Raw genomic sequence first — 12,532 nt, 5'->3', positions numbered from 1 at the left:
GGTAGTGCCTGTCAGTTAAGCCCCGGACATTGTGGGAGCGAGCTTGCTCGCGATAGCGGACCGTCAGGCACCCCTTGTGTGACTGTCCAACCGTCATCGCGAGCAAGCTCGCTCCCACAAGGTTTGCGGTGTTTAAACGCTTAACTGACTGGCATTCACCGCACAGGCCCTTTCTGCATTTCAGGAACAGGCGTTTCAATGGTTTTTTTCACTCGCTCGATGGTCTTGCTGATGGCGCTGGCGCTCACCACCGGTTGCGAAAGACAGGATGCACCGCCGCTGGATCAACAGCTTTACGTCTGGCAGCGGCAGTGGACGCCGGCCCACGACGCTGCCCTCAGGGATAGCCGTGCCGACTTTTCGACGTTGCGGGTGCTGGCCTTGCAGGCCTTTCCCAACGCGGGCTGGAGTCGAGCCCGGATTGACCCGGCACTGCTCAAGCGCGATGGCCGGCCGGTGATTGCGGTGATTCGCCTGGATGGGCAGCTCAAGGCGCTGGATCAGGATGAGATCACAGCGCAAATCCGCCAGGTGATCGGCGACTGGCAGGGACAGGGGCTGAACCTCGCCGGCGTGGAAATCGACCACGATGCCGGTAACGCTCGGCTACCGGAGTACCGCCAATTTCTCGCGCAGTTGCGCGGAGCATTGCCGACTTCGCTGGTACTGAGCATCACCGCGTTGCCATCCTGGCTCGACAGTCGCGAACTGCCGGCGCTGTTATCCACAGTCGACAGCAGTGTGTTGCAGGTGCACGCGGTGAGCGATCCGCGTCGTGGCTTGTTCGATGCTGATCAGGCCCGGCAATGGGCGAAGGCCTGGAGCCGTATCACGACGAAACCGTTCTATCTGGCGCTGCCGGCCTATGGCGTGGCGTTGCTGCCCTCGGCGGGTGGCGCGCCCGTTGTGGAAAGCGAAGTGACGGTGGAGCGTGAAGGGCTGCGTCGGGAATTGCTTGCCGACCCTCAGTCATTGCGCACCCTCGGCACCGAGTTGCGTGCCGATCCACCGAAACATCTGGCGGGCCTGATCTGGTTTCGCCTGCCATTGGCCAACGACCGTCGGGCCTGGAGCTTGACCACTTTGCTCGCCGTGGCGCGTGGTGATGTCCTCGACAGTCAATTGAAACTGAAACTCTCGGCCGACAATGGCCTCTATGACATCGGCATCAGCAACCAGGGCAATCTCGACAGCGCCTGGCCCGAACGCCTGACACTGGCGGTCAGCGGTTGTGAGGGGGCCGATGCCTTGGCCGGTTACGCGTTGCAACAGCGTCCGGATCTGCTTACCTTCACCCGCCTGCGTGATGGCCGAATACCGGCCGGCGGACAGCGTGCCGTTGGTTGGGCTCGCTGCGCACACATTGATCAAGGAGGTTCGAATGTTCACCCGTAACTGGCCGCGTCATTTGCTTTGCCTGGGCCTCAGCCTGCCGCTGGGTTCGGCACTGGCCTGCGGTCCGGACTTCCCCATGCGCCTGCTGGATAACCGAGGCCAGTCGCTGGCGGAACTGCCGGAAGGCAACTTCAGCTTCGAAACCAGCCGCCTCGGTCACGCCATCAACGGGTTGAAGAACGTCGCCGCTGGCGTTGACTACACGGATGTACCTGACGCTGTAGCGCTACGCGATCAAGCCGAGCAGGCGGGACTTTCCGCCGAACAACAGGTGTTGGTGAAACACTTGCGCAGCCTGACCGATGCCCGCCAGGTCGAAAGCGAGGGCGCGCAACTGCCGCCTGAGCTCAGGTTGTACCTGGCCGGCGCTGTGGCATTTGCCGCGGGTGATCCTGCCTTGGCTGCCGGGTATTTCAAGAAAGTGCTGGCCCTGCCCACAGAGCAACGGGCCTCACGCAGTACCTGGGCGGCTTACTCGTTGGGTCGAGCGTTGTTCGCCATGAGCGCCGAAGCCAATGCGGCTCCGGATCTGCTCGAACAATCCCGCGACGCCTTCGAGCAAACCCGGCAACTGAGCATCGACGGCTTCAGTGATCCACTGGAACTGGGTGTCGCCAGCCTCGGTGAAGAAGCCCGGGTGGTGCGCACCGCTGGCGACTGGAACCGCGCCATCGAGTTGTACGCCACGCAGAACCTGCACGGCTCCGCGGTGGGCTACACCTCGTTGAAGCTGTTGATGGCGGACCTGATGACGCTGCCGGATGATCAAGTGGCCGAGTTGCTCAAGGGCCAGCCAGTGCAGCAATTGGTGACAGCATCGCTGATCAGTCGGTTGGGGTGGTCGTTCGGTGATCAACCGCCCAACGAACAGAAAATGATCAAGCTGCTGCAAAACAGTACCCGTGGCAGTCTCGAAAACGCCGACCGCCTGGCGGCGATGAATTATCAACAGGGTGATTACGCCAGCGCCAAGGCTTTCCTCGAACAGGCTGGCGATGGTGGGTTGGCCTGGTGGTTGCGGGCGAAACTGGCGGTGCGCGAGGGCAATAAGAGCGCGGCCGCCGCAGCCTATGCCAAAGCGGCGCAGGCCTTCCCGCAGAATGAATCCTGGGGCGAGCGCCGCACACCGGACTTCGATTACGAAACGCTCCAGCCCAAATGCCGGGTCGAGGGTGAAAGTGCGATCCTGGCCCTGCAACGCGGGGATTACCTGCAAGCCTTCGATCAGCTGTATCGCAGCCAGAGCATTTACTGGTTCGATGCCGCCACCGTTGCCGAGCGCGTGTTGACCCTCGAAGAACTCAAGCACTACGTAGACACTCAAGTGCCGGCCCCGCCGCCGCTCAGCCAACAGGACCGCGACAACTACGTGCCCTTGCCGGTGGCGGCGAGCCTGCGCAATCTGCTGGGCCGTCGGCTGTTGCGCGAGGGACATTACGAGCAGGCGCCGGCGTACTTCGACAATGACGGCTTGCGGCACAAGGCAAAGCTGTATGGCGAGCAACGTCTGGCGGCTGATTCAGCCTGGTGGCCGACCCGTCGCGCCGCTGCTCTGTTCAATGCGGCCTGGACGGCACGCGAGTGGGGCATGGACATTCTGGGCTATGAAATGGCGCCGGATTACGCCACGTTCGGCGGTAACTACATTCTCGAAAACACCGAACTCAAGGTCGGTCCTTTGGTGGCTGAGGACGAAGTGAAGCGCCAGCAGGCCAGCGCTGCCCAGCCTGATCAGCGTTATCACTATCGCTTCGTGGCCACCGCGCTGGCGAGCAAGGCGGCGGATAACTTGCCTCACACCAGTCAGGCGTTTGCGGCGGTGCTGTGCGAGGCGTCGGGGTGGAACAGCAGCCTCGAAGAGCAAAGTGCGATATATCAGCGTTATGTCAAAGAAGGGCCTTACGTGGAATGGGCCGCCGATTTCGGCCACCAGTGCCCGTACCCCGACTTCGAAAACGCCGACAAACGCTACGTGACCCAAGTGACCGACGCTGCGCGTTCGGCCTTGCGACCGTACAAGATGCCTTTACAGGTTGGTAGCGTAGTGGTGTTCGCGGCAGCGGCGCTGTTGATGTTCAAACGCCGCCGCCGCAAGGCGCAGTGAGGTTCAAGCCTGTTGCACAAAGGTCAGCCGCACGGCGAAACCGATCAACAGGCTGCCGAACAACCATTGTTGCAGGCGCTGGGCTGAGGGGCTGCTTTGCAGCCAACGGCCGAGTGCGGCGCCGACCAGGGCGTATGCGCTGTCGAACAGCAACCCGACACTAACCAGCACCACGCCCAAGGTCGCAAATTGCCCGAGCACCGGCCCAGACTGTGGGTCGATGAATTGCGGTAGCAGCACCGAGCAGAACAGCAGTGCCTTGGGATTGAGCAGGTTGGTCAGCAGTCCGCGTCGGATGGCTGCGCCCCAGCGCGGTTTTTCGCCGGTTGTGTCGGCGCTGGTGAGGCTCGGCAGCATCGTGGTTCGCAGGCACTGAATGCCGATCCACAGCAGGTACGCGGCACCGGCCAGGCGTACCACGTCGAAGGTCCAGGGTGCTGCCTTGAACAGTGCCGCCAGCCCCAGCGCCGCCAATGCCACATGGCAACCCCGGGCAATGCCCAGGCCCACGGCCGTGGCCAGCGCAGCGCCTTTGCCTTGGCGGGCACCGGTCTGCAACAGCAGGATCATGTCGGGCCCCGGCAACAGGTAGACCACCGCCAGTGCCATGAAAAACAGCCAGAGACCTTGCATGTTGCACCCCATTCGTTGTCGATTTGGTCGTGCCAGTCTAGGGCTGAAGGGCGGGGCAGGTGCTTGCGTTGTCAGCTTCTATCGGGTCATGTATTGGCATAATCTGCCACTTAATCAAGATTGAACCATCAGGATCTGCCAAACCATGAAACTCGACGCCTACGACCGCAAGATTCTCGCCGCACTGCAACGGGATGGCCGCTTGAGCAATGTGCAACTGGCAGACGAGATCGGTCTGTCGGCATCGCCTTGCTTGCGCCGGGTTCGGATGCTTGAAGAGGCGGGGGTGATTCGCGGCTACCAGGCCAATCTGGACCGCGACGAAGTGGGGTTGGGGCTGACGGTGTTTGTCGGGGTCAAGGTCGAGCGTCATAACGATGAGCAAGCCGAAGCCTTCCGCCTGGCGGTGACGGCATTGCCGGAGGTGATTTCGGCGTTTCTGGTGTCGGGAGAGTCGGATTTTCTGCTGCAGGTAGTGGTGCCGGACTTGCGTGCCTATGACCGGTTTCTCACCGGGCGTTTGCTGAAGTTGCCGGGTGTGAGCGACATCCGCAGCAACTTTGCGATTCACACGGTGAAGGCGCCGGGGGCGTTGCCGTTGGAGCATTTGCCGCTTTAAACCGAGTCGCCTGCCTTCGCGAGCAAGCCCGCTCCCACAAGGATTGCGCTGTACCTGTGGGAGCGGGCTTGCTCGCGAAGGCGATAAATCAGTCACTGCAACTCTTCAACTCTTCAACTCTTCAACTCTTCAACTCTTACATCTGCGTCGCCATCCCCTCCACATTCATCGCCGCCTGGCGCAAGGCCTCGGAGCGAGTCGGGTGTGGATGGCAGGTCAGGGCGATGTCTTCGGCCGAGGCGCTGAACTCCATGGCCACGCAATACTCGCCAATCATTTCACTGACGCTCGGGCCAACCAGATGCACGCCGAGGACTTCGTCCGTGCGTTCATCGGCCAGCACTTTGGCGAAGCCTTCGGTTTCGTGGTTGATCTTCGCCCGGCTGTTGGCGGTAAAGGGAAACTTGCCGACCTTGTACGCCCGGCCTTCAGCCTTGAGCTGCTCTTCGGTCTTGCCGACGCTGGCCAGCTCCGGTTTGGTGTAGACCACACTGGGGATCAGGTTGTAATTGACCTCGCCCGCCTTGCCGACCATCTGCTCGACGCAGGCCATGGCTTCGTCCTCAGCCTTGTGGGCGAGCATGGGGCCGGAGGTCACGTCACCAATCACCCAGACCCCGACGGCTTCGGTGCGATGCCCCTTGTTGGCGAGCATGCCGCGCTTGTCCGTGGCGAGGCCGACGTTCTCCAGGCCCAGGCCCTGTGTATAAGGTCGGCGCCCGATGGCCACCAATACGTAATCCGCTTCCAGTAGCTCGGCGGCACCGCCTGCGGCAGGCTCGATGCTGAGCTGCACGCCGGTGGCGGAGGAGGTGGCGCTGGTCACTTTTGAACTCAATTTGAAACTCAAGCCTTGTTTGCTCAGGGAGCGCTGCAGGGTTTTGCCGGCTTCGATGTCCACACCGGGGCAGATCCGGTCGAGAAACTCGACCACCGTTACCTGCGCCCCAAGGCGCCGCCATACCGAACCCAGCTCCAGGCCGATCACGCCGGCGCCGATCACTACCAGATGCTTGGGCACCTCGGTCAGCGCCAGGGCACCGGTGGAGTCGAGGATGCGTTTGTTATCGATATCCACGCCGGGCAGGGGCGTAGGCTCGGAACCGGTGGCGATGATGATGTCCCTGGCACTTAGTTCGGTCTTGCCGCCGGCGCTATCGGTCACCGTGACTTTGCCCGGCCCGTCGATGTGGCCCCATCCTCTGATCCAGTCGACCTTGTTCTTACGGAAAAGAAACTCGATGCCCTTGGTCAGCCCGGTAACGCTTTCATCCTTTTGCTTCATCATCTGGTTGAGGTTGAGCACGGGTTTGACTTCGATCCCCAGATTGGCGAATTCCGCGCCCTTGGCCGCGTCGTACAGTTCGGAGGCATGCAGCAACGCCTTGGATGGCATGCAACCGACGTTCAGGCAGGTGCCGCCGAGTGTGGCGCGTCCTTCCACGCAGGCAGCTTTCAGACCCAGTTGTCCGGCGCGGATCGCCGCGTTGTAACCGCCGGGGCCACCGCCGAGTATCACGACGTCATAAGTGCTCATGGATGTACTCCTGGATCGAATGGGGAAGGGATGGGTAAAAGTAGTTCCTGAGTAAAATTACGAACGTAATATGTGCGTTCTGTCGCATTTCGGTCAAGGCTTCAGCCAAGTGACAGGTTGGGCATCTTTAGATAGCGCGCTTGAGTACGAAAATTTCACCATTTTCGTTATATCGTAACGAATTGCCATGCAAGCGAAGACACTCTGGGGTGGTATGCAAGTCGATCTCGATGTTGATGAAACGCCGTTAGCCGGGTTGCCGCGCTTTCAGCAGGCGTTCATTCAAGGGCGGCGTTTGCGCCAGTTCGCCATCGGTGCGGGCGTGCTCGCGACGGTAGGTGTGCTGCTGGCGTTTTTTGCCGGGCTGTTTTCCTCGCAAACACTGTGGCCAACATTGCTGCTGAACCTGAGCATGGCGTTTGTCGTGTTGATGGCGGGTTTGCAATCGGCCTGGTGGGTGGCCCAGTGGCGTGCTCGCGCCATGAACCCCGTGGGGAAGGTGATTGCTGTCGACGAATCTGTCGCGCCTTCGGGGTGGTATGAGCGTTTGCTGGACCGGATCAGCCTGCAATCGCAGCACCTGCTCGGGCAAATCGGCGCGCCAACGCTGTGGCTTGGTGGCTGGGCATTGTTGGCGGTATTGAGCGTCGAACAGGCCTGGAACCTCACATTGCCCCCGGCAGCACTGGGGCTGGCAGCCACTGTCGGGGCAGCGTGCTTCTTGCTGTTGGCGTTCGGCCTGTTGGTGATGGAGCGTCATCTGGCGCAGGAAAACACCGCGCAATGGCCTGAAGCCGCTACGTTGGCGCAATTGATCCGTGTGGTGATCATCAGCCTGGCGCTCGGTGCTTTTTGTCTGTTGTTTGCCAATGAAACCTCGGTATGGCCCGTACGTCTGGCGGTGTTGATTGGGCTGCTGCCGGGGCTGGTGGCGGCAGAACTGTTGCTGCGCGCGGTGTTGTCATTGTTCAGCCCGCGCCGTGAACGTCTTGAGCCAGAGCTACTGGCGCGCAGTTTTATCGCTGACATGTTGCGCTGGCCACCACAGCCATTGCTGGCGTTGCAGCACGAATTGCATAACCGCTTCGGCATCGACCTGCGGCAGATCTGGGCCTTCACTTACATGCGTCGGGCCTTCCTGCCGGTGTTGGCGGTGGTCGCACTTGTTGGCTGGTCGCTGACCGGCATTCACGAAATTGCCCTGCAAGAGCGTGGCATCTATGAGCGATTCGGTAAGCCAGTGGAGGTGTTTGGCCCAGGTTTGCATATGGGCTTGCCGTGGCCATTGGGTCGGGTGTTGAGTGTCGAGAATGGCGTGGTTCACGAGTTGGCCACCAGTGTTGGCGAAACCACAGCCCCTGCTCAGGCGGACCCCGCTGAAGGCCCGGCCCCGGCAGTTGCCAATCGTCTGTGGGACGCCAGCCATGTGAACGACAAGTCCCAGGTGATCGCCAGCAGCCGAGCCGACAAGCAGAGCTTTCAGATCGTCAACATGGACGTACGCTTCGTCTATCGCATCGGCCTGAGCGATCAGGCGGCGTTGGCCGCGACCTATAACAGTGCCGATGTACCGATGTTGATTCGCAGCACCGCCAGCCGAATCCTGGTTCACGACTTCGCCTCGCGCACCCTCGACGGGTTGCTTGGCGAGGACAGGGTAGGGCTGGCTGAAGAGATCGGCCGCGCGGTTCAGGCGGACCTGCAAAAACTCGACAGCGGCGTGGAAATTCTCGCCACGGTGGTCGAGGCGATTCACCCCCCGGCCGGTGCAGCCAACGCCTATCACGGCGTGCAAGCGGCGCAGATTGGCGCGCAAGCCTTGATCGCCCGTGAACGTGGTGCCGCTGCCGAAGCTACCAATCAGGCGCAGTTGCAAGCCAGCATCGCCCGCGATCAGGCGACGGCCAGCGCCCGCGAAATCAATGCTGGCGCCCAGGCAGCGGACCTGAAATTCAACGCCGAGCAAAAAGCCTATGCCAGCGCTGGCCAGGCCTTCGTGCTGGAGCAGTATTTCAGTCAGTTGTCCCAGGGTTTGGCCAATGCCAAGTTGCTGGTTCTTGATCATCGTCTGGGTGGCAGCAGCAATGCGCCGACCATCGACCTCCGTACGTTCGCGCTGCCGGTTGACTCTGCGCCGTCGCGTAAAACCGCTCAGCCAGGAGCTGCCAATTGAGCCAGTCCCATACTCACGATCACGATGACCACGCCGGCCACGATCACGGCCATGGCGGGCACCATCACCACGGCCATCATCATCACGGCGATCCGCAGGAGGCCGGTCCATTCCCATGGCGTCGGATGGGGTGGGCGGCATTGCTGGTGGCGTTTGCGGTCGCTGCCGCGAGCCTGGTGCAGGTGCGCTCGGGTGAGGCCACGGTGATCACGCGCTTCGGCAACCCCTCACGGGTCTTGCTGGAGCCGGGACTGGGCTGGCGCTGGCCGGCACCGTTCGAAGCAGCGATCCCTGTGGATCTGCGGCTGCGTACCACGTCCAGCGGTTTGCAGGATGTCGGCACGCGGGACGGTCTGCGCATCATCGTTCAAGCCTATGTGGCGTGGCAGGTGCAGGGTGATCCGGACAATGTGCAACGTTTCATGCGGGCGGTGCAGAACCAGCCCGATGAAGCCGCGCGGCAGATTCGCACCTTTGTCGGCTCCGCGCTGGAAACCACCGCCAGCAGTTTTGATCTGGCGAACCTGGTCAATACAGATGCCAGCCAGGTACGCATCGCCGATTTCGAAACACAACTGCGCAAGCAAATAGATCAGCAGCTGCTCACCACTTATGGTGTGCGCGTGTTGCAGGTCGGTATCGAGCGATTGACGCTGCCTTCAGTGACGCTCACCGCGACAGTCGACCGGATGCGTGCCGAGCGCGAAACCATCGCTACTGAGCGCACGGCCATCGGCAAGCGTGAAGCCGCGCAAATTCGTTCCGCCGCCGAGCGTGATGCGCGAATTTTGCAGGCCGATGCCACGGTGAAAGCAGCAGATATCGAAGCGCAATCGCGCGTCGAAGCGGCGCAGATTTATGGCCGCGCCTACGCGCAATCGCCGCAGCTCTACAACCTGCTGCGCTCGCTCGACACCTTGGGCACGGTGGTGACGCCAGGAACCAAGCTGATTCTGCGTACCGATGCCGAACCGTTCCGGGTGTTGGTTGACGGTCCGCCGAGTTTCGACAACAAGTCCGGATCGCAGCCATGAGTTTGGTTCCACGTGGAACAAATGAGTTGAGCAGCCCCTGGATTCAGGCCGGGCGCTTGGCGTTTCTCGCCCTCTACGCGGTGACGGTGTTGGCGGCATTGGCGTGGGCGTTTTCCAATGTGAGGCAGATTGATCCGCAGAATCGCGCGGTGGTTTTGCATTTCGGCGCGCTGGATCGCATTCAGAATGCCGGGCTGTTATTGGCCTGGCCACAACCGTTCGAACAGGTGATTTTGTTGCCGGCGGCGGATCGGGTGATCGAGCGCCGAGTGGAAGGCTTGTTGCGCAGTGGTGCCGCGATGCAGGCAGATCGCGTGGCCAGTTTTGCCACGCCCATCAGCGATGCCCTCGCAGGCTCCGGCTATCTGTTAACGGGTGATGCCGGTGTGGTGCAACTGGATGTGCGGGTTTTCTACAAAGTCACCGAGCCCTATGCGTTCGTGCTTCAGGGCGAACACGTGTTGCTGGCACTGGATCGCCTGGTGACCCGCAGTGCGGTCGCGCTCACGGCCGCACGGGATCTGGACACTATCCTGGTCGCTCGCCCGGAATTGATCGGCGCTGATAGCCAGGCGGCGGAACGGCGCGAGCGCTTGCGAGGCGATCTTGTGCAGGGCATTAATCAACGGCTGGCCGAACTCACGGCAACAGGGCAAGGCTTGGGGATCGAAGTGGCGCGAGTGGATGTGCAATCGAGTTTGCCCAGCCCTGCGGTGAACGCTTTCAACGCGGTACTGACGGCCAGCCAGCAAGCCGATAAGGCCGTCGCCAATGCGCGCACCGAAGCCGAGAAGTTGACGCAGACCGCCAACGAGCAAGCCGACCGTACGCTGCAAGTGGCCCATGCCCAGGCGAGCGAGCGACTGGCCAAAGCCTCGGCAGATACCGCCACAGTGTTGAGCCTGGCCAAGGCACAGCAGCAGGGGACTGACCCGCAAATGCTGCTGCGCATCTATCGCGAGCGGATGCCGAAGATCCTCGGCCAGGCCGGCTCCGTCACGACGGTCGACCCTAAAGACGATTCCCGCCTGATCATTCAGGGAGCTGCACAATGACCGCTCAAACCGCCGCCGTACCGAGCCTGTTGTCATCGGCCGAACAGCGCCGCGCCGCGCGCCAGTTGACCCTGGCCATGCTCGCGTTGGGCCTGCTCGCGCTGGGCTTGATCTGGCGTTGGCTGGCGCCGGAGCAGACTGGTGTCAGTCAACTGCTGCTGGGTTTTGCTTCGTTGCTGGTCGCCGTTCCGGTCATGCGTTCAGCCTGGTACAGCCTGCGTTATCCAAGCCTGCACGGCATCACCGATCAATTGATTGCCCTGGCCATGCTGGGTGCCTGGGCCACCGGGGATCTGCTGACGGCGGCCCTGTTGCCGATCATCATGATCTTCGGGCACGTGCTGGAGGAGCGCAGCGTGATCGGTTCCCAGGAGGCGATTCACGCCCTCGGCAAACTGACCCGCAGCCACGCGCGCAAGGTTCAGGCGGACGGCTCCATCATCGAAGTCGACAACGGTACGCTCAAGGCGGGCGACCTGGTCGAGGTACGCGCCGGGGACAGGGTGCCCGCGGATGGCCGGGTGTTGTCCGGCCAGGCCAGCCTGGACACCGCCTCCATTACCGGCGAATCGGTACCGATGGAGGCGGGCGTCGGCATGTCGGTGTTCGGCGGCGCGATCAACCTCGACGGTCTGCTACGGATCGAAGTGACCCGCACCGGACAGGAATCGACCCTCGGCAAAGTCATCGCCCTGATGCAAAACGCCGAGCGCTCGAAACCGCCGATCACTCGTCTGCTGGAGCGTTACGCGGGCAGCTATATGGTGCTGGTGTTGCTGCTGGCGGCGGTGACCTGGTTCATCACCAACAACGCTCAAGCGATGCTCGCGGTGTTGGTGGCGGCCTGTCCTTGTGCGCTGGTGTTGTCGGCGCCGGCCACGGCGATTGCCGGGGTGGCGGTAGCGGCACGCCACGGGATTCTGATTCGCAGTTCTGCGTTCCTTGAAGAGTTGGCGGACCTGACTTCGCTGGTGGTCGACAAGACCGGGACGCTGACCTTCGGCACCTTGCGGCTGCAATCCATCGACAGTCCGCTGGAGGATCGCAGTCATCTCCTGAAGCTCGCCGCCAGCCTTGGCTCGGCCAGCAGTCACCCGGTCAGCCGTGCGCTGGCGGGGTTGGTGACCCAGGAGCATTTCCTGCTGCTTACTGACATCCATGAGCGCCAGGGCCTGGGCGTGGTGGCGATGACCGGGCAGGGCGAAGCAGCGCTCGGCCGGCCGGAGCTGTTCGCGCAACTGGGCATCAGTACAACGGAGGTTCCCGATCACGACGGTCCGATTGCCGGGCTGGCGCTCAACGGTGAATTTCTCGCCTGGTTGTTGTTGGCCGACAGCGTCAAACCCGAGGCGCAATTTGCCTTGGGTGAGTTGCGCGACCTCGGGTTGGGTCGCCAGTTGTTGCTCACCGGTGACCGGCACAGCGTCGCACAAACGCTCGCCCGGGATGTCGGGATCAGTGATGTCGAAGCGCAGGCCCTGCCCGAAGACAAACTGAAGCGTGTGCTCAAGGAAATCGACAGCGGTTTCCGGCCGATGGTGGTCGGCGATGGGATCAACGATTCCCTGGCCCTCAAGGCTGGCGTGGTGGGTGTCGCCATGGGCGCGGGCGGTGCGGACATCGCCCTGGCATCGGCGGATATCGTGCTGATCGGCAGTGACCTGCGCCGCCTCGGTACTTGCGTGCGCCTGAGTCGTCAGTGCCGCCAAACGTTACAGGTGAATGTGATCATCGGGCTAGGTTGGACCCTGGCGATCGTCGCCTTCGCCGCGTTCGGCTGGCTTGGCGCTGCCGGGGCGATGATTGCGGCGTTGCTGCATAACCTCAGCACCCTGTTGGTGTTGGGCAATGCCGGCCGTTTGCTGCGGTTCCAGGAGCCATTGCTCAAACTCAAGGACGAAACCTGAAGGCGAATGCTCTAAACCGGGTAATCGCGGGGGGCTTCAACTTTTTAGAACTGTGCACGCGGTTCGTAGTCTTTG

Annotated in this window: 9 protein-coding genes; 7 read left to right on the top strand and 2 right to left on the bottom strand. The window is 62.0% G+C overall.

The annotated features are described in order from the left end of the window. The first annotated feature begins 198 nt into the window (after positions 1-198). Together KGA98_RS04745 and KGA98_RS04740 are read left to right on the top strand one after the other, a co-directional pair. Positions 199-1,395: a DUF3142 domain-containing protein gene (locus KGA98_RS04745; protein ID WP_223501590.1), complete on the top strand. Its 1,197-nt coding sequence runs from the start codon at positions 199-201 to the stop codon at positions 1,393-1,395. Further along, positions 1,382-3,499, top strand: coding sequence for a hypothetical protein (locus KGA98_RS04740; protein WP_223501589.1), 2,118 nt, complete (start codon positions 1,382-1,384; stop codon positions 3,497-3,499). The genes KGA98_RS04745 and KGA98_RS04740 overlap by 14 nt, the downstream gene beginning before the upstream one ends. Before the next feature lie 3 nt (positions 3,500-3,502). Here KGA98_RS04740 and KGA98_RS04735 read toward each other — a convergent pair whose 3' ends face one another. Then, positions 3,503-4,132, bottom strand: coding sequence for a LysE family translocator (locus KGA98_RS04735; RefSeq protein ID WP_090452245.1), 630 nt, complete (start codon positions 4,130-4,132; stop codon positions 3,503-3,505). A 145-nt stretch (positions 4,133-4,277) separates the two neighbouring features. Between KGA98_RS04735 and KGA98_RS04730 the strand changes: the two genes are divergently transcribed. Further along, complete coding sequence (locus tag KGA98_RS04730) at positions 4,278-4,751, top strand: Lrp/AsnC family transcriptional regulator (protein ID WP_007969928.1); 474 nt, start codon at positions 4,278-4,280, stop codon at positions 4,749-4,751. A gap of 136 nt (positions 4,752-4,887) precedes the next feature. Here the strand turns inward: KGA98_RS04730 and lpdA are convergent, their stop codons facing one another. Beyond that, positions 4,888-6,288 (bottom strand): dihydrolipoyl dehydrogenase, encoded by a 1,401-nt coding sequence (lpdA, locus tag KGA98_RS04725; RefSeq protein WP_223501586.1) that lies wholly within the window; start codon positions 6,286-6,288, stop codon positions 4,888-4,890. 214 nt (positions 6,289-6,502) lie between these two features. Here lpdA and hflK (KGA98_RS04720) point away from each other — a divergent pair, with 214 nt between their 5' ends. From hflK (KGA98_RS04720) to KGA98_RS04705, 4 genes are read left to right on the top strand one after another with little or no spacing between them, the layout of a single operon-like run. Beyond that, on the top strand, positions 6,503-8,461 hold the full coding sequence (gene hflK / locus KGA98_RS04720; RefSeq protein ID WP_223501730.1) for a protease modulator HflK: 1,959 nt from the start codon (positions 6,503-6,505) through the stop codon (positions 8,459-8,461). Beyond that, positions 8,458-9,495, top strand: coding sequence for a protease modulator HflC (hflC, locus tag KGA98_RS04715; protein WP_223501584.1), 1,038 nt, complete (start codon positions 8,458-8,460; stop codon positions 9,493-9,495). The genes hflK (KGA98_RS04720) and hflC overlap by 4 nt, the downstream gene beginning before the upstream one ends. Then, entirely contained in the window at positions 9,492-10,550 is a 1,059-nt protein-coding gene (hflK, locus tag KGA98_RS04710; RefSeq protein WP_223501583.1) for a protease modulator HflK, read from the top strand. The genes hflC and hflK (KGA98_RS04710) overlap by 4 nt, the downstream gene beginning before the upstream one ends. Beyond that, positions 10,547-12,457: a cation-translocating P-type ATPase gene (locus KGA98_RS04705; RefSeq protein WP_223501582.1), complete on the top strand. Its 1,911-nt coding sequence runs from the start codon at positions 10,547-10,549 to the stop codon at positions 12,455-12,457. Before hflK (KGA98_RS04710) ends, KGA98_RS04705 begins: the two co-directional genes overlap by 4 nt. The last annotated feature ends 75 nt before the right edge of the window (positions 12,458-12,532 follow it).

The sequence above is a fragment of the Pseudomonas sp. BF-R-24 genome, assembly GCF_019947335.1.
In the GTDB taxonomy this organism is placed as follows: domain Bacteria; phylum Pseudomonadota; class Gammaproteobacteria; order Pseudomonadales; family Pseudomonadaceae; genus Aquipseudomonas; species Aquipseudomonas jessenii.
The sequence above is the reverse complement of the archived record's forward strand: the minus strand, read 5'-3'. Positions and strand labels throughout refer to the sequence as shown.

Bases quoted from the DNA above. Each gene is read 5' to 3' on its own strand.
- KGA98_RS04730 (WP_007969928.1), top strand. From the start codon at position 4,278: ATGAAACTCGACGCCTACGACCGCAAGATTCTCGCCGCACTGCAACGG.
- hflK (WP_223501583.1), top strand. From the start codon at position 9,492: ATGAGTTTGGTTCCACGTGGAACAAATGAGTTGAGCAGCCCCTGGATT.
- KGA98_RS04735 (WP_090452245.1), bottom strand. From the start codon at position 4,132: ATGCAAGGTCTCTGGCTGTTTTTCATGGCACTGGCGGTGGTCTACCTG.
- lpdA (WP_223501586.1), bottom strand. From the start codon at position 6,288: ATGAGCACTTATGACGTCGTGATACTCGGCGGTGGCCCCGGCGGTTAC.
- KGA98_RS04745 (WP_223501590.1), top strand. From the start codon at position 199: ATGGTTTTTTTCACTCGCTCGATGGTCTTGCTGATGGCGCTGGCGCTC.
- KGA98_RS04705 (WP_223501582.1), top strand. From the start codon at position 10,547: ATGACCGCTCAAACCGCCGCCGTACCGAGCCTGTTGTCATCGGCCGAA.
- KGA98_RS04740 (WP_223501589.1), top strand. From the start codon at position 1,382: ATGTTCACCCGTAACTGGCCGCGTCATTTGCTTTGCCTGGGCCTCAGC.
- hflK (WP_223501730.1), top strand. From the start codon at position 6,503: ATGCAAGTCGATCTCGATGTTGATGAAACGCCGTTAGCCGGGTTGCCG.